The sequence below is a fragment of the [Clostridium] innocuum genome, from assembly GCA_012317185.1.
In the GTDB taxonomy this organism is placed as follows: Bacteria; Bacillota_I; Bacilli_A; order Erysipelotrichales; family Erysipelotrichaceae; genus Clostridium_AQ; species Clostridium_AQ innocuum.
This window is the reverse complement of record CP048838.1, coordinates 3,214,123-3,229,760: the sequence shown is the minus strand read 5'-3', so window position 1 is coordinate 3,229,760 and position 15,638 is coordinate 3,214,123. Positions and strand designations below refer to the sequence as shown.

The 15,638-nt window shown below is 44.2% G+C and carries 18 protein-coding genes and 2 pseudogenes; 15 read left to right on the top strand and 5 right to left on the bottom strand.

The window, feature by feature from the left end; translation table 11 throughout:
* Positions 1-5: 5 nt before the first annotated feature.
* Genes G4D54_15755 through G4D54_15745 form a run of 3 tightly spaced genes read left to right on the top strand, consistent with a single transcriptional unit; the run spans position 6 to position 2,268 of the window.
* Positions 6-707 carry an ATP-binding cassette domain-containing protein gene (locus G4D54_15755; protein ID QJA03785.1) on the top strand — a complete coding sequence of 234 codons (702 nt, stop codon included), beginning with the start codon at positions 6-8 and terminating at the stop codon, positions 705-707.
* Positions 704-1,525 carry a PHP domain-containing protein gene (locus G4D54_15750; protein ID QJA03784.1) on the top strand — a complete coding sequence of 274 codons (822 nt, stop codon included), beginning with the start codon at positions 704-706 and terminating at the stop codon, positions 1,523-1,525. The genes G4D54_15755 and G4D54_15750 overlap by 4 nt, the downstream gene beginning before the upstream one ends.
* Positions 1,510-2,268 (top strand): inositol monophosphatase family protein, encoded by a 759-nt coding sequence (locus tag G4D54_15745; protein ID QJA03783.1) that lies wholly within the window; start codon positions 1,510-1,512, stop codon positions 2,266-2,268. Before G4D54_15750 ends, G4D54_15745 begins: the two co-directional genes overlap by 16 nt.
* A gap of 634 nt (positions 2,269-2,902) precedes the next feature.
* On the opposite strand, the gene G4D54_15740 is transcribed toward G4D54_15745, so the two are convergent.
* Positions 2,903-4,036 (bottom strand): hypothetical protein, encoded by a 1,134-nt coding sequence (locus G4D54_15740; GenBank protein QJA03782.1) that lies wholly within the window; start codon positions 4,034-4,036, stop codon positions 2,903-2,905.
* Between the two features lie 366 nt (positions 4,037-4,402).
* Between G4D54_15740 and G4D54_15735 the strand changes: the two genes are divergently transcribed.
* The 7 genes and pseudogenes from G4D54_15735 to G4D54_15705 all read left to right on the top strand — a co-directional run bounded on the left by G4D54_15735 (position 4,403) and on the right by G4D54_15705 (position 8,617).
* Positions 4,403-4,930, top strand: coding sequence for a GNAT family N-acetyltransferase (locus tag G4D54_15735; protein ID QJA03781.1), 528 nt, complete (start codon positions 4,403-4,405; stop codon positions 4,928-4,930).
* Positions 4,931-4,969: 39 nt separating this feature from the next.
* On the top strand, positions 4,970-5,533 hold the full coding sequence (locus G4D54_15730) for a hypothetical protein (GenBank protein ID QJA03780.1): 564 nt from the start codon (positions 4,970-4,972) through the stop codon (positions 5,531-5,533).
* 28 nt (positions 5,534-5,561) lie between these two features.
* Positions 5,562-5,927 (top strand): ACT domain-containing protein, encoded by a 366-nt coding sequence (locus G4D54_15725; GenBank protein ID QJA03779.1) that lies wholly within the window; start codon positions 5,562-5,564, stop codon positions 5,925-5,927.
* Between the two features lie 235 nt (positions 5,928-6,162).
* On the top strand, positions 6,163-6,369 hold the full coding sequence (locus G4D54_15720; GenBank protein QJA03778.1) for a helix-turn-helix transcriptional regulator: 207 nt from the start codon (positions 6,163-6,165) through the stop codon (positions 6,367-6,369).
* Positions 6,354-6,569 (top strand): annotated as a pseudogene (locus G4D54_15715) (XRE family transcriptional regulator). The gene G4D54_15720 and the pseudogene G4D54_15715 overlap by 16 nt, the downstream one beginning before the upstream one ends.
* 378 nt (positions 6,570-6,947) lie before the next feature.
* On the top strand, positions 6,948-8,117 hold the full coding sequence (gene tnpB, locus G4D54_15710; GenBank protein QJA03777.1) for an IS200/IS605 family element transposase accessory protein TnpB: 1,170 nt from the start codon (positions 6,948-6,950) through the stop codon (positions 8,115-8,117).
* Positions 8,118-8,227: 110 nt separating this feature from the next.
* Positions 8,228-8,617: pseudogene (locus tag G4D54_15705) on the top strand (XRE family transcriptional regulator).
* A gap of 270 nt (positions 8,618-8,887) precedes the next feature.
* Here the strand turns inward: G4D54_15705 and G4D54_15700 are convergent.
* Together G4D54_15700 and G4D54_15695 are read right to left on the bottom strand one after the other, a co-directional pair.
* A complete protein-coding gene (locus tag G4D54_15700) occupies positions 8,888-9,232 on the bottom strand; it encodes a hypothetical protein (protein QJA03776.1) in 345 nt (114 codons plus the stop codon).
* A 9-nt stretch (positions 9,233-9,241) separates the two neighbouring features.
* Positions 9,242-9,649: a helix-turn-helix transcriptional regulator gene (locus tag G4D54_15695; protein ID QJA03775.1), complete on the bottom strand. Its 408-nt coding sequence runs from the start codon at positions 9,647-9,649 to the stop codon at positions 9,242-9,244.
* Positions 9,650-9,950: 301 nt separating this feature from the next.
* On the opposite strand from G4D54_15695, the gene G4D54_15690 reads away from it, so the two are divergent.
* Genes G4D54_15690 through G4D54_15670 form a run of 5 tightly spaced genes read left to right on the top strand, consistent with a single transcriptional unit; the run spans position 9,951 to position 13,234 of the window.
* Complete coding sequence (locus G4D54_15690) at positions 9,951-10,205, top strand: hypothetical protein (protein ID QJA03774.1); 255 nt, start codon at positions 9,951-9,953, stop codon at positions 10,203-10,205.
* A 52-nt stretch (positions 10,206-10,257) separates the two neighbouring features.
* Positions 10,258-10,584, top strand: coding sequence for a helix-turn-helix transcriptional regulator (locus G4D54_15685; protein ID QJA03773.1), 327 nt, complete (start codon positions 10,258-10,260; stop codon positions 10,582-10,584).
* The gene (locus tag G4D54_15680) at positions 10,571-11,185 is read left to right on the top strand and encodes a DUF1700 domain-containing protein (protein ID QJA03772.1); all 615 of its coding nucleotides are present in this window, start codon (positions 10,571-10,573) and stop codon (positions 11,183-11,185) included. The genes G4D54_15685 and G4D54_15680 overlap by 14 nt, the downstream gene beginning before the upstream one ends.
* On the top strand, positions 11,172-12,029 hold the full coding sequence (locus tag G4D54_15675) for a DUF4097 domain-containing protein (protein ID QJA03771.1): 858 nt from the start codon (positions 11,172-11,174) through the stop codon (positions 12,027-12,029). Before G4D54_15680 ends, G4D54_15675 begins: the two co-directional genes overlap by 14 nt.
* Positions 12,026-13,234 carry a hypothetical protein gene (locus G4D54_15670; protein QJA03770.1) on the top strand — a complete coding sequence of 403 codons (1,209 nt, stop codon included), beginning with the start codon at positions 12,026-12,028 and terminating at the stop codon, positions 13,232-13,234. Before G4D54_15675 ends, G4D54_15670 begins: the two co-directional genes overlap by 4 nt.
* A 167-nt stretch (positions 13,235-13,401) precedes the next feature.
* Here the strand turns inward: G4D54_15670 and G4D54_15665 are convergent, their stop codons facing one another.
* Positions 13,402-15,084, bottom strand: coding sequence for a DUF1653 domain-containing protein (locus G4D54_15665; GenBank protein ID QJA03769.1), 1,683 nt, complete (start codon positions 15,082-15,084; stop codon positions 13,402-13,404).
* A gap of 80 nt (positions 15,085-15,164) precedes the next feature.
* Positions 15,165-15,578 (bottom strand): Hsp20/alpha crystallin family protein, encoded by a 414-nt coding sequence (locus tag G4D54_15660; GenBank protein QJA03768.1) that lies wholly within the window; start codon positions 15,576-15,578, stop codon positions 15,165-15,167.
* Positions 15,579-15,638 lie beyond the last annotated feature (60 nt).

The window sequence follows — 15,638 nt, the reverse complement described above, 5'->3', positions numbered from 1 at the left end:
ACCATATGCAGCAACAGGATTTACTGGTTATCGAGAATCTGGAAAAAAGCTTTACCATGCATGTCAGCAGGCGTGAAATTCATGCCTGCAGGGGAATCAGTCTGCATCTTGCGAAGGGGGAATTTATCGGAATCACAGGGAAGAGCGGCAGTGGGAAATCGACGATCTTGAAGGGGATTTACCGAACCAATCTGCCGCAGAAGGGAAGGATATTGTATGATAGTGAAAAATTCGGGATGCTAGACCTCTGTCAGGCAAGTGAGCGGCAGATGATTTATCTACGCAAACAGGAAATCGGCTATGTTTCCCAGTTTCTGCGCATTATGCCGCGAACGACAGCACGGCAGATTATTGAACAGGCGGTTTTGGAAATGGGGGCGGATGAAGATACCGCCCGTCGCAGGGCACAGCATATGCTGGAGCATTTCGAGCTGGAGCCGGCCCTCTGGGATATGTATCCCAATACCTTTTCCGGAGGAGAAAAGCTGCGGCTGAACATTGCGGCTGCCATGGTAAAGAAGCCGCGTTTACTGCTGCTGGATGAGCCGACCGCCAGTCTGGATCATACCAGCAAGCAGAAGGTCCGTGATCTGATTGAGCAGCTGAAGCTGGAGGGAACGACCATGCTCGGTATCTTTCATGATCTGGAATTCATGGAGGGGCTGTGTGATCGGGAGTACAATATGCAAAAGGGAATGATGGCATGAACCGTATTGATCTTCACATACACAGCGTTTGCAGTGACTCTTCACTGACGGTGGCACAGATTCTCAGCCTTGCTAAAGAAAGCCGGATGCAGATGATATCCATAACGGATCATGATACCTTTGCGGCATACCGTCACATCCCGTACGATCTGCTGCCCTGTACGCTCATCAAGGGGATCGAGATCAGTGCCTTTGATGAGGTTGCACAACGGCAGGTGCATATTCTCGGCTATGGCTTCGGAGAAGACACCTCGCATGTGGATGCCCTGTGTGAAGCGACTCTGCGTCAGAGAAGAGCGATTTCCCTATGGCAGGTGCAGCAGCTGATTGATCACGGCTATCAGATTAGCCTGAAGGAAGTGGAATGCATTGCACAGCAATCCACAGCTATCTACAAGCAGCACATCATGGACATCATGATACGACACGGCTACAGTGATACCATATATTCCGATGTCTATCGAAAACTGTTCAAAAACAACGGAATCTGTGTATGTCCTGCCTCCTTTGTTTCAGTAGAAGCGGCGATACGGGCCATTCATAAGGATCAGGGAATCGCCGTGCTTGCACATCCCTATATCTCACGCGTCACAGGATCGATCCCCGAATATGTCCGGATCGGACTGGATGGTATTGAAACCTGGCACAGCTCACACGGACAAAAGCAGGTGGATGACTTGCATGCCATCGCAAAAAGGTATAAGCTGATAGAAACAGGGGGCAGCGATACCCATGGACGCTATGGCGAGGAACCGGTGCTTGGGCAGGTGAACCCCTTTATGAAGAATGAGGATGTGAGTGTATGCAGCAGGATGTAATAGAATTTGCGATAGAGCTGGTAAGAGATTGCGGGGCACAGCTGCGCCGCGTATCCGAAGTGACACCGGAATATAAAACGGATTTTCAGGATCTGGTAACGGAATACGACCGCAGCATGGAGGAACAGATTCGCAATGCTCTCAATGTAAAATTTCCGACACACAGCTTTCTGGGAGAGGAAAGTGTCAGGGAACGCGGAGATCATCTATGGATTTTGGATCCGATCGACGGAACAACGAATTTTGTAAGCCGGCACCGGGATTTCGCAATATCGCTGGCCTATTATCATAAGCAGCAGCCCGTCTTCGGCATCGTATATGATGTCATGCGGGATGAGCTGTTCCTTGGAGTTCATGGCAAAGGAGCATGGAAAAACGGGGAGAGGATGGCACAGCTGCGCAAAAAAGAAGCGAGGGAATGTATTCTGGATGCCGGCCTGCACGTTCTGGGTTATATAAAAAGAACCTATGGCAGTGATCCGTTAACCATGCAGGATGAATTCCGTGCCCATCGCTATCTGGGCTGTGCATCCCTGAGTATCGTACAGATTGCACAGGGATTGAGTGATCTGTATCTGTCTGCCCATGTGAAATGCTGGGACTATGCGGCTGCGGCAATCATACTGGAGGAGGTGCAGGGAGCCTACAGCATTCAGAATACCTTCTTTACAACCACAGGCACATTTGCTATGTTCGCAAACCGAAGATCACTGATCACCATGGTGGAAAAGGAATATTTGTAATATGTATTAGAAAAAGGCCGGTGATATTGATTCAGCATAGAATAAGAAAAATCTGTATCAGATAATTGATCAAAATCAAGTTTTGCGGATTCTCTTTCTTATAAATGCTATTTTTCATGTAACATTCAAGTTTATAGTAAGCAGGCTGTTTTTTTCCTGCTTTTATTTTACGAAAGCACACGATAGAGAAAAAGCGTGATTTATGATATAGCCAAGGATTTGTTATGCAGGCATACCTTGAATCAGCCGGTGAACTATACGATAAGCGTTTGGTTTGAACGTCAGCCTTTAAACCTTTCTCAGCAAAGTCGAAAATAGCTGATTGCTTCAGCGTATATAAAAAAACAAGAAGTGAACGATACTTCCTGTTTTCTTATGATTGTATCAGATATAGCGTTGAATACCATAGATGATTTCAATATCAAATGGATACATAGAGCGTATTATCTTAAATTACTTTGTTTTATAGAAAAACGGTATATAAAAATGCGGATTTCTGCCCGATAGCGGGTAAATTAAAAAAAGAGAATTCAACATGACTGTAGTTCAATAGGAATTGAATCCTCTCTTTTAAACACTTTAAGGTAAGAATGAACCAAATGCGAATACTCGTATTTTCATATATAGAAGGCTGTCAGCTGTCATGCTCAGTCTTATAAGCTTTTTTATATCTTCTTTCCAGTTCTTCATGTAATTCCTGCTGCGAATAATCCACATAGAGCATGATCCTTTTCTCCACCTGCTTCTGATAATCCGTTGGCTTGCTTTTAAATTTATCCACGATATATTCTATTTTATTCCAGGTGTGAGGATACGTGCTGCGCATATAGCGAAAGCATTCCGGCTGTGTCTGATAGAGCTTTGCGGCATTCCAGCAGATAACACTCTGACTTACTTCATCATCAATTTCCAATTCTTCAAGAGGGTACAAACCAATCTCCTTCAACGGTTTTGGCACCTGCTCATCCTGCTGATAAAAGTAGGATTCCCAGCTGGTATAGCCGCGCTTTACGGCGATCTCATATGGCGTGTCTTTTAAATAGTTATTTTTGTCTGTCAGCCTGACAAGCTCATAAAAGTGCGGTGCCAGCCATTCACAGCGCCTTGTGGATATATAACCCGACAAAATGACGATATTGCATGCCAGTAATTCCTTTGCATCCTCAAAAATCATAACAGAGGAAAGCTGTGACAAATAGGGCGCAAAGTGTGCAGAAAAGGAATCTTCATCCTGTAACAGTACATCAAGCTCCAGAAGAAGGGTTGTAAACTCCATATTTTGAATAACAGCTATAAGGTCATCTCCTACAGTGGAGGAATAAAAGGGCAGTATAAGATTCCGTGCCGTCTTGTATTTATGTACTTCTTTTAAGGAAGATGCATACGATAAGACGATTTCATCCTTTCTGGTATCCGTTGGATAAACGGTTTTAAAAACCCTTACTGCTTTTTTGTACTTTTCACTGGAATGACAGGCGATGGCATAGTATCTCATCATCAGAGGGTGCGCCTTATTCTTTTTGATATATGGCTTCCATAATGAAATGGCCTTCTGCATATCCCCTAGGTATAGGAAAAGGATACCCTTTAAAATGACAGCGGGCTCATTGCTTGAAGAAAACTCATTCAGTTTATGAATAGCCTTCATATAGTTTTCTGCTTCTATGAATTCCTTAACGGAATCCAGCCTGCGTTCATCTTTTGTGTGAAACAGACTGTAAATCTCATTCAAATCTATACGGTTAAAATCGTATGTATCCTGTGGCATAATATGCTCCTATATTTCGACATTAAAATTATACATTCTTTTTAATTATAAGGGAATAAAGGGAGATGATTTTCCAATAAAAATTGTAAATAATTTACAAAATGCAACAGATGTACCCTGCTTGATTCCTGTTGATCATAATGAAGCAGGCAGTTAGATTACACAAAAAAGAAAAGAATGGCAGAAAGGGATACATATTCTGTTTGATTTTGTTATAATAATGAAAAACCTGACGCTTGTATCGGGATCAGCACGGTAAGAAAAGGCTTGGGTAAGGGAAATAAGTCTGTGGCTTATAGGATATGTAATCGTTATTACATAGGAAACACATTCAGGCGACTTTTAAAAGCGTAAGGAGAGTTCGGTATGATCATTAGAAAAGCGGTTAAACAGGATCTGCCTCAGCTGCAGGTTATGTATGAAGCTATTATTGCACATATGTATGCACAGCAAATCTGTATATGGGATGCGGTGTATCCCTGCATTTGTTTTCCGGAGGATATTAAACAGGAGCGTATGTATGTCCTGCAGAAGGATGCCCGGATACTGGCTGCGTTTGCATTATGCGAGCATAATAAGGGGGAACAGCACGTCGACTGGCATCTATCAGGACAGAAAGCCCTGTATCTTGACCGCCTTGGTGTGCATGTGGATGCGATGGGAAAGGGTGTTGGCAGAGCAGCGATACGGGAAGCAATGCGTTGTGCAAAGGAACGGCAGGCAGATGTTTTACGGCTGTTTGCGGTGGACAGCAATACACCGGCCATCCGGCTGTATGAGAAAAACGGGTTTATTCAGGCGAAGGGCATCTATCATGAGGTTATTGATGATACTTTGACACTGCATGAATTGGGCTTTGAAAAAGTCATAACAGAAAAAGAACTGCTGGGATAACGTGATTTGAAACCAGCAGCTTAAGAAAGGAGGAAATGTATGAGCGAGCTTTTGCGATTTAAAACACGGGAAGCATTCAGAGAATGGCTGAGCGAAAACTGCCGGCGCAGGGAAGGGGTGTGGCTGGAATTTGGCAAAACAAAGGAGGTGGAAACACTGTCCGCAAACGATGCTTTACTGGAGGCACTTTGCTTTGGCTGGATTGACGGCGTGATGAAGAAGATGGATGATACATCCTACAAGAAGTATTTTGCGCCGCGAAGAGCTGGCAGCAAATGGTCACAGAAAAACAAGGCGCTGGTTCAGGAGCTGGAAGCATGCGGTGCCATGACGGAATACGGACGCAGGAAAATAGAAGAGGCGAAAAAGAACGGACAGTGGGACAACGCCGCTTCTCCTTCTGCAATCAGCGAGGAACAGATTGCGGCAGTTGCTGCCTTGTTAAAGGAAAATGCACAGGCTTATACTAATTTTCAGAAGATGCCGGCATCGGTGAAAAAGACATATACACGTGCTTATCTTGATGCAAAGACAGAAGCGGGTCGCAGCCGGCGTCTTGCATGGATGATGGATCGGCTGGAAAAAAACTTAAAGCCAATGTGAGCTTGGAGAAAGCAAAGAAGGAGATTTTATGGAGCTGAAAAAACTGGACGGAAGCTTTTCCGTATGCAAGGTGGTGGATTATTCCATGGTGAATTTGAACAGCACCTATTGCTTTATAGGAAAAACAGATGAGGAAAATTCACTTGTCTGTTTACAGGAGGAGGTACCGGAAAATACCATCGAGCGTGAAGATCACTGGAAGGCATTTCGCATACAGGGAATTCTGGATTTCTCCCTGATCGGCATTCTGTCCGAGATTTCAACGCTGCTTGCGAAAAACAGCATCGGCATCTTTGCCATATCTACGTACAACACCGATTATATCCTGATGAAGGAGGAGCAGTTTGAGAATGCAGTGAGGATACTTGCAGAAGCAGGCTATCGTATCCTGTGATGAAATCATACCGTAGGAAAGAAAACGCCGCAAAGATTTCGATCAGATTTAGGATAAAGCGATCGTAAAAAAGCCTTGCCGAATCTAACGCGAATCTAACGACAGGGTTTTTTTATAAGAATCACAGCAAAATTCAGAAATGCAACGCAGCGTTGCGCAAGTGCAGCGAAAAGCTATGGAAGATAACATGGAGATTTGGTATGATGTACCTGTGTTTGAGTGAGGAGGCAGATTTATGAATTTAGGAGAAAAGCTGTTGGAGCTGCGAAAGGAAAAGGGACTCTCACAGGAGGCGCTGGCAGAGCAGATCAAAACGACCAGGCAGGCAATCAGCAAATGCACCGAAGGCGCGCAGAGCGGGAGAATAATTAGGGCTATCCGGAAACGGAAAAGCTGTTGCAGCTGTCAAATATATTCGGAATGTCCGTGGATTATCTGTTAAAGGATGATACGTGTAAAGAGGGTACTGAGGAGAAGGGGTATTATGTAAGCAAAGAGATGGCGCAGGGGTTTCTGATGAAGGAAAGCAGGATAAGCAGAAGCGTAGCAGTGGGATTTATGTTCTGGGCACTGGCCGGCATTCCATTCTGTATGTTTCCGAATCATTCCTCATGGCGTCTGCTTGGTATGGGGGTGTTTATTTAAAAAGCAGGCAGAATACGCCCACCTCAGTGGTCGATGAACAGGTGGGGGATGAATGCAGCCATATTACTTTTCATCCTTGTTTTCTTTCTATTTTTCACGAAATTTTCCTTAAGTTTCTCTCACGTCCGTGGAATAATGATGTCAACAAAAGGAGGGTTTCCAATATGAAATCATATCGTACATATTCTAGTATCCTATCTGCTAATCACCCGCAAAACCCCCGGCTTTTCTGCTCTTACGCATCGTGCTAAAAAGCTGTACAACGTTGCTTCGTTCTATATAAGAAATGCGTACAGTGCTTCCATCAAATCAAATGAGGATCGCTTTCCACATGAGTTACAGGTCCTGGAAGAACTCAAAGGTGTCGTTGATGAATTGAATGTCATACGTCAAAAGCATCATAGCACACCAATCCACATCATTGATCATGATCATCGCTTTGTTTCCATGCAGCATCTGGATGGTTTTTTTAAATTGCGTGACCAGATCGATTACCGTGCTCTTCCTGCGCAGGCAAATCAGAATGTTTTGCATATGCTGTATCGTGACTGGAAAAGCTTTTTTGCTGCTTTAGCTGATTACAAAGCACATCCAGACAAATATGAAGCAATCCCCCATATCCCTCGATATGCAGACAAAGACGGTTATAAACCCTTGATCTTTACCAATCAGATATGCAAACTGAGAAAAGACAAACATGGTTGGTATGTAAAGTTTCCTAAGGCAGTGCTGCAGGCAGGGTGTGTACGTGATCGATATGATCTTGGTAAGATGGATCTGCATGAACAGAAGCTGAAGGAAGTACGTCTGATTCCCAATGGAGATACTATCAAGCTTGAAATCGTATGCGAGATAGAAATCAAGGAACCGACGATTACAATCCATGAGGCAACCAGAGTAACCGGCATTGATATTGGTGTCGATAATCTGATGGCGATTGCGTTTACGAGTGGACACCACCCTGTGCTGATAAAAGGAAATGAAATAAAAGCAGTCAATCAATACTATAACAAACAGATCGCACATTACCGTTCACTGCTAAGAACTGGAAAGAAGGATAGCAAAGGGATCCATCAAACAAAACGAATGAAACGTATCAGCGAAAAGCGAAATCGACGTGTAAAGGATATCCTGCACAAGGCATCAAGAAAAATAATAAATCTATGTGTGGAGGAAGGAATTGAAGTTATCGTCGTAGGGAATAATGCGGGTTGGAAGAAGCGTATCCATATGGGGAAGAAGAACAATCAGACATTTGTGCAGATACCGTTTCGTACGCTGATCGAAATGATCAAATACAAAGGAGAAGCGGCAGGGATCAGAGTAGTGGTCTGTGAAGAAGCAATACAATCGAAGGCTAGTTCCATTGACGAGGATCAGATACCAGTCTATGGAAACGATGTAGCGCATACCTTCACAGGGAAAAGAATCAAGCGAGGATTGTACAGAAGCAAATGGCATTCTAATGAATGCCGATATCAATGGAGCAAGCAATATCATACGAAAAGTATATCCATGTATGCCAGAGCGAGAGCGATGGAGTAGAGGTACGGTGAACGTACCAGTTACGTGTATCTGAACACGAGCAAAAAGTTTTGATGAATGTGCAAGCATTCATTGGAAGCCGCCTGCTCTATAGCTGGCGGTAGTTCACTTTCCTTGGAATCTGTGCGGTTGTCATCGGTATGTTTCATGAGCAGGACACCTATGCCGTGTTGAAGCAGGAGGTACTGCTGTTTGACTATGAATACAGGAAAGAGCTTTGCAGGGAATATCAGGTACGGCGGAAAAAATATGGATTTGTGGCCGTTCCCTGCTGCATCCTGTTTGTTGCGGGAATCGTTGCATTGGCTGCCACGAAGCGCGGTTACCTTCCATGGAGCGAATACCATGCTTTTATATTTCTGGGTTTAGCCGCAGGGCTTTTGGGATTTGTGTATACCGCAGGGATGCTGGATGCCTATGAGCAGCTTGTGGAAAATGAGAAATACACGGGACGTCTGCTATTTAAGCTCAGAAAGAAAATACGAACAAAGATTGATTAGCTTTCATGCTTTCACAGGCTTGCGTGCCTGCCGTGTTAAGGTGGACAACAGTGCCTGTGAGGTGTCTTTGCAGATACCGCTGCATGATGCAGGTAACGTGATGACTGCTGCAAATCCGGCGTGTTCAGTGCTGTTATTATAATGCACGAATTTCCATGATTTCGGGAATCCGTTTTTTTCTTTATTGTATATAAAAGTCACACTCTGTTAGAATTGTATTCATTCCTAGCGTAGTGTGCCTTTTATGCTTGCGTATGGACAGTAAAATACTTACAAGTATTTAAAAAAGAGCATGATACTGATGACTAGACCAATCGCCCCTATGACAAGGAAGATTATACCGATACCGGCTGCTTTCTTTCTACGCTCAATCTCGGATTGACTATCTGGGGACAGATCAATGAGTGGATAGTTTCTTCTGCCAATAAGATAAAGAAGCAATCCACTTGTATGATTGCCGTTCATTGCAAGAAATCCCCAAAGCTTTGGATGCTTCAATCCCCTTGCTGTAGCGTCGATCACAGTAATATGATAGATCTGATAGATCATTTCCAATGCTCCTACAATAAGAACAGCACCACTGATAACTGCTGAAATCATCATTTTTGTTTCCATATTTTCCTCCTATAATTTTTTTATAATCTGATAAAGTAAAGCAGCAGAGCTGATGATAGCAAAGCAGAAGACACCTATCAAATAATATTGATTATCCCGCAGGAACATATTGAAGGCCACAAGGAGTATCACAAGCAAAACATTGATCATAATAGCGGCTATCAGCTTACGATTGCTTTTCACGATATTCGTATTTTCTTCTAAATGCTCAATCATTTTATCATCACCTTTTAATAAATCATCAAGACTAAGAGAATAAAGATTACTCAGATCAATAACGTTCATGATATCCGGATACGATCTTTCATTCTCCCAATTTGAGATTGTCTGCCTCGTAACTTTAATATCTTCAGCCACCTGTTCCTGTGTCAGTCCGGAATTGATACGAGCTTCCTTTAATTTTTTTCCTATCTCCATATGCATGTACTCCTTTCGGATACATCATGTCACTTTAGGGAAAAAAGTCTATCAAAATTATTTTACATTGTCCGTTTTGGGTACTAAAAGGGTTTATACATGTGAATAGTTAGTGTACAGTGCAAAAAGGTGTATAGAAAATAACATATTTCACACAGAAACAGATCGAACAAGTGAATTCTGTAAATCTAATGTCCATGAGGAAGGAACAGGAACACCTGCAGCTGCTAAAAAAGAATGCCCCTGCGGCTTTTAATGTAAAGCATTATGCGGAAATGCTGGAGATGAAGCGGAGAACATAATGCATCTGTGCTGCTGGTGGAAACAGGTAGCGTCAGGAAGAATTGAAGGTGTCGCAGGCAGGGTGGTTTTTCATGCAGAACTTGTCCCGTACTTTGATTATCCGGAAATCTTCTGTTCTGTAAAGGAAAAAAATGCAGCGGTTATTTGCTGCCATAGGAAAAAAGCCGGAGTTCATTCATCCCGGCTTTTTGTATATAAAGCATGCTGCGGATACAGGCTGTTACATTTATTTGATCTTTCCTATGATATATGATTGCATTACAATATTATATGGCGTATAATATTATTGAAGAAAGGTGATGTATATGACATTTCAGCTTGGCTCTGCATTGCTGGACGCCTGTGTGCTGGCAACGCTGCACAAGGAGGATACCTATGGATATCGTCTAACGCAGGAGGTAAAGGTTGTGATGAGTGTGAGTGAGTCAACACTGTATCCTGTTCTGCGAAGACTCATGAGAGAAGGCTATCTGGAAACCTATGACCAGCAGCATATGGGCAGAAATCGAAGATATTACCGATTGACAGATGCAGGAAGAAATAAATATAGGGAGTATGTTGAGGAATGGAAGGCATTCTCAACAAAAATCAGTGGTATTCTGGAGGGAGGAAAAGAACATGAAGAAGGCTGAGTATATAGCGGAACTGAAGCGAAGGCTTGCGAATTTTTCACCATCTGAGGTGGAGGATGCAGTTTCGTATTGTGAAGAATATTTTGAAGAAGCAGGGGATGGGAATGACCAGCAGGTCATAGATGATTTAGGGACACCGGCACAGTTTGCAGCGCAGCTGAAGGCAGAGAGGTCCATACGTCAGGAACAGCAGCATCGAAACTATCGCAGAGGAAATAATCCAAACAGCTCATTGAAAAATGCAGGGATGATCATTCTTGGTATCTGTGCCCTGCCGATTGCTCTTCCGCTTCTGTTTGCGGCTATTGCCGTAATGTTTGCACTTGTGATTACCGTATTTGCATTGGGCGTAGCCGGTATTGTATCCTTTGCCTCTATATTGATTACAGGGATACCTCTGATGGCAAGTGCTGTTACAAACTACCATACGCCATCCAATGCATGGATTGCGGCAGGTGGCGGATTTTTATGTATTGGTTTGGGCTTACTGCTTTCTATTTTGTTTTTTTCACTCATTCGTACCGTGCTGCCTGCGTTTACCAATGCACTGACACGGCTGTATCATAAGGCACAGGGAGGAAAACGGCATGAAAACGCATAGAGGGATACGTACACTGGTTGTGGTGTCTGTAGTTTTGATGGTATTGGGATCCTTATGTATTGGTGTGGGGATCGCAAAGGGTGGCGATTTGCGCTATCTGCATGTTGACAAGGATACGGTAGACTGGTGGCCGTTTAACGGAAGCTTCGGTATACAGTTGGGAGATAGCTTTGATTTTACATCCTGGGAGGAGGAGAAGCACAGCTATAAGGAGCGCTGGGATCAGTCGCTGCAGGAAGTGGAATCGCTGTCACTTGACGTCAGTCTGGGAGATGTCCGGATTGAACGGGGAAAGGAAAATAAAATTACATTCCTCGATATTCGCAAGGAAAAAGTGAACATCAAACAGGAGAAGGGCAATGTAACGGTTACCGTAGACAATCCGGATATAAGCAAAGGGAATCGGAATCGAAATGATACGATTATAGTTACGTTGAAGGATAAGCAGTATGAGCGAATATACGTTGAAGATAAGCTTGGTGACATTCAGCTGAAAAACCTGTCCGCAAAGCATATCACCATAGAAGAAAAGCTGGGGGATATTACGCTGGAACATATCGTTTCCAAAGATTTGGCGATTGCGCAATCTGCCGGAGATATTGAGGTGGATGGACAGCTTTATGGAAACAGCGTAGTGAAAAGCAGCATGGGTGATATCACGATTCATGTTCGCGGAGATCAGAAGGATTATCGCTACAGGGTTAAAAATACAATGGGAGATACACAGATCCAAAACCGGGAATGGGAGCTGTCATGTGATGCAGAGGAAGGAAATCGATCGAGTGACAACTACCTTCAGCTACACAGCAGTATGGGGGATATCGATCTGCAGTTTGAAGGATGAGTAGCTTCGAGGAGCTGGTCAGGGAGTGTGACAGACTGTGGCTCAACTGCCGCTGTACCAGATTAAGGCTAAGTCCTGTGAAAAAACAGGTACAAAAAGAAAACAGGAGGAAAGCGGTAGCGCTGAAAGCAGACTGGGAAACGTTTTTACAGCATGCTGCAGAAAATTTGGAGGATACAGGGTGGAAAACGGAAATGGACAGACGTGTTCTTGCTTTGCTTCGCAGTGAATCCGTTCTGAATTTCGCAGTGTTAAAGCCTGCGGTTCAGGAGGAATTCCTATCCATTACCAAGCAGTTCGTTCGGGATGCCATGTGCTTTGATACTGCGCTTGAGCTGGATGATATCATGCAGGCAATGCGGAATGTCTGGATCATTTTGCTGCTGGAATGTATGCTGGAGCGGAAGCTGTGCTATCACAAGGCGATCTTCGCCTACAGTATGCTGTATCCGTATACCGATAATTTTCTGGATGACCCTGCTATCGACAAACAACGGAAAAAGGCGTTTAACAGCTGGCTGAGCGAACGTCTGAAGGGGGAACAGAGGCCGATGGATGCAGACCTGTATCGTCAGGTAGATGCCCTTGTTTCCATGATTGAGGATACTTTTCCCCGCCAACAGTTTCCGGATGTGTATGATGCACTTCTGCGCATTCAGGAGGGCCAGATCTTGTCCGTACAGCAGGATAGCAGACTTTGTGAAGAAGAAATACGAAGGATATCCATATACAAGGGGGGAGCCTCTGTTTTGGCTGACGGCTATCTGATGGATGGAGACCTTTCTGAAAAAGAAGCATTTTTCTGTATCGCCTACGGTTTTCTTTTACAGGTGGCAGATGATATACAGGATATGGAGGAGGATCGCATTCTGTGCCAGCATACACTTGCCAGCATGCTGCACGGGAAAAGACAGCGTCTGCGCCTTGCACAACGCCTGCATACCTATCTGCATGAGGTGTTGTTTTATCATTATCCAGCAAAAGCCAGCGCAATGCAGTCCTTTGTTGAGAAAAATTGCCGGTTCCTGCTTATCGGATCGATTGCAAAGCAGCTGCATCTGTTTCCAAAGCCGTTTGCATACCGCATGCGGCGCAGTCTTCCTCTCGGCCTGGATGCTGTAACCACTTTGATGAACGAGAGCAGTGCGATGCTGCAGTCCGAGCAGATTCACGCTGTTATACAGGCCTATGTGCAGGCGTTGTGAGGCTGACTATGCAGACAACCGTGTAAAAAGACAGGGATTAACTTCAGAAACATGAAAAAGGCTTTACTATAATAAAAGACTTATCCGGAAACAATCGCTGTATGCGATAAGTGCAGAACAGCCTGCTTCCATGGATAAGTCTTTTTCTTTATGGTGATTTTTTCCTCTTATTTTCCGATATAGGTGAAGCGTGGTGTCAGTACGCCATCAACCAGAATGCTCTCACAAAACATAGCAAGAGGGCGTATCCAGACCTCCTCGTTGCCATATAGCTGCCGGTATACAACATAGCGCTCCAGCGTTTCACTGTGTGTTGCCACATACAGCACGCTGTAGCATTTTCCTTTGAAATGGCGGTATTTTCCAGGCTTTACTTCCATGCCTTCCACCGGAAGACCCTCTGCTTCCTTTAACGGCTTTACAAAAATTGGTACTGCGTATACCGCTGATTGTTCTTCCTCCATCAGGTCCCGGGCTTCCCCGTACGGAATACTGCAATCTTCTGTCACAGTCTGTTCACTCTCGTTATCCTTGTACAGAATGCAGGAGCTCTTTGCGGGAATGGTAAGCTGCAGGCTTCCGCCTTCACTTCTGTATGTCGTGCCACGCAGAAAATCCTTCCAGCAGCCCTGTGGGATAGGCAGCTCTGCTTTATAATCCGCATCTGCCACATTGCATGCGATATACAGACTGTCCTGCTCACAGCTTCGACAGAATACAAACTGTTCATTACGAAGCAGTACCTGCTCATAGCTGCCGTGACTGCAGGCTTTCATCTTATGCACGAAAGAAAGCAGTGCAAGGTGCTCACAGAGCTTTTCTGAATCAAACTCACACAGCTGCAGGCAGGGGCGGATATCGGCATCGCTGCCATTGTGCTTTCTACCCTCAACTGCATATTCACTGCCGTAATAAATGCTTGGAATTCCCGGCATGGTGAAGAGGATGGTATATATATTAAACAGATCCTCTTTGTTTTTAACAGTGCTTGCCAGACGGTTTACGTCGTGATTATCGACGAAATTATACAGATCCAGTCCCTGATAGATTCCACCGTTGCCAAACTGTCGGTTTAAGGAATATCCGATTTCAAAATAATTCTTTTCATTGTGAGAGGAATACAGTCCCTTATAGCATTCATAATTGGTAACGGAATCCAGCATGTCGGGATTTGCCCAGCGGTTGTAATCACCGTGTATGATTTCCCCCATCAGCCAGAAGTCCGGATTTTTTTCTTTACAGAACGCCTTCAGTCTGCGAAAAAATTCGGGACGTATACAATCGGCTGCATCCAGGCGCAGGCCGTCGATGTGAAACTCATCCATCCACATCGCAATACTATCCAGCAGATAGCGAACAACCTCTTCATTCTCCAGATTGAGCTTTACCAGATTATAGTGTCCTTCCCATGCATCATAGGTAAAATCATCATTCAGCGGACTGCGTGCATGAAAGTGCAGGTTGGAAAACCAGTCGCAATAGGTTGATTTCTCCTTCTTTTCCTGAACATCGCGAAATGCCCAGAAATCACGACCGACATGATTGAACACACCATCCAAAACGATGCGGATGTCGGCTGCATGCAGGCTGTCGCATACCCTCTTGAAATCATCGTTTGTACCTAAGCGATGATCCAGCAAGCGGTAATCGCTTGTGTCATAGCCATGCTCATGGCTTTCAAAAACCGGCCCCAGGTACAAGGCATTGACTCCCAGCTTTTTCATATGGGGAATCCAGTCCTCCACCTTCTTTATGGAGTGCGTGATGTCCTCCTCATGATACTGCGCTGCGCCAACAAAGCCCAGCGGATAAATGTGATAAAATACTGCTTCTTTGATCCAGCTTGTCATAAATTCACCTCTAATATTAGTATACCATGGAACCGGGTTGGCAAAAAGAAAAAGGATGCTTTTTACGCATCCTCTCACACTTATTCAATAGGAATAAAGCGTTTTTCTTCAACCTTGCGGCTCTCTTCCTTCGGGAAGGTGATTTTCAGTTCGCCGTTGTCGAAGCTTGCACGGATATCCTCCTCACGGATTGCATTTCCGACATAAAAGCTTCTAGCACAGGAACCGCTGTAGCGCTCCTGACGGATGATGTTTCCTTTGTCATCCTTCTCTTCGTTGGAACTGTTTTTTGCGGCTGTAATGTTGAGGTATCCATCCTTTAAATCCAGATGAATGTCTTCCTTCTTATAACCAGGCAGCTCCATGTCCAGCAGATAGTTACCGTCTAGCTCACGAACATCTGTTTTCATGCAGCTGTTGCTCTTTGTGAAAAACGGATCCTTCCACATGTCTTCAAATGTGTCTGTAAATACGTCTGGTAAAAATCTCATCATAAAGTCCACCTCTTTCTATCGTATTGTATGATTCAGATTTTTCAGATGTGTACAAATATC

Bases quoted from the DNA above. Each gene is read 5' to 3' on its own strand.
- G4D54_15755 (QJA03785.1), top strand. From the start codon at position 6: ATGCAGCAACAGGATTTACTGGTTATCGAGAATCTGGAAAAAAGCTTT.
- G4D54_15750 (QJA03784.1), top strand. From the start codon at position 704: ATGAACCGTATTGATCTTCACATACACAGCGTTTGCAGTGACTCTTCA.
- G4D54_15745 (QJA03783.1), top strand. From the start codon at position 1,510: ATGCAGCAGGATGTAATAGAATTTGCGATAGAGCTGGTAAGAGATTGC.
- G4D54_15740 (QJA03782.1), bottom strand. From the start codon at position 4,036: ATGCCACAGGATACATACGATTTTAACCGTATAGATTTGAATGAGATT.
- G4D54_15735 (QJA03781.1), top strand. From the start codon at position 4,403: ATGATCATTAGAAAAGCGGTTAAACAGGATCTGCCTCAGCTGCAGGTT.
- G4D54_15730 (QJA03780.1), top strand. From the start codon at position 4,970: ATGAGCGAGCTTTTGCGATTTAAAACACGGGAAGCATTCAGAGAATGG.
- G4D54_15725 (QJA03779.1), top strand. From the start codon at position 5,562: ATGGAGCTGAAAAAACTGGACGGAAGCTTTTCCGTATGCAAGGTGGTG.
- G4D54_15720 (QJA03778.1), top strand. From the start codon at position 6,163: ATGAATTTAGGAGAAAAGCTGTTGGAGCTGCGAAAGGAAAAGGGACTC.
- G4D54_15700 (QJA03776.1), bottom strand. From the start codon at position 9,232: ATGGAAACAAAAATGATGATTTCAGCAGTTATCAGTGGTGCTGTTCTT.
- G4D54_15695 (QJA03775.1), bottom strand. From the start codon at position 9,649: ATGGAGATAGGAAAAAAATTAAAGGAAGCTCGTATCAATTCCGGACTG.
- G4D54_15690 (QJA03774.1), top strand. From the start codon at position 9,951: ATGCATCTGTGCTGCTGGTGGAAACAGGTAGCGTCAGGAAGAATTGAA.
- G4D54_15685 (QJA03773.1), top strand. From the start codon at position 10,258: ATGACATTTCAGCTTGGCTCTGCATTGCTGGACGCCTGTGTGCTGGCA.
- G4D54_15680 (QJA03772.1), top strand. From the start codon at position 10,571: ATGAAGAAGGCTGAGTATATAGCGGAACTGAAGCGAAGGCTTGCGAAT.
- G4D54_15675 (QJA03771.1), top strand. From the start codon at position 11,172: ATGAAAACGCATAGAGGGATACGTACACTGGTTGTGGTGTCTGTAGTT.
- G4D54_15670 (QJA03770.1), top strand. From the start codon at position 12,026: ATGAGTAGCTTCGAGGAGCTGGTCAGGGAGTGTGACAGACTGTGGCTC.
- G4D54_15665 (QJA03769.1), bottom strand. From the start codon at position 15,084: ATGACAAGCTGGATCAAAGAAGCAGTATTTTATCACATTTATCCGCTG.
- G4D54_15660 (QJA03768.1), bottom strand. From the start codon at position 15,578: ATGATGAGATTTTTACCAGACGTATTTACAGACACATTTGAAGACATG.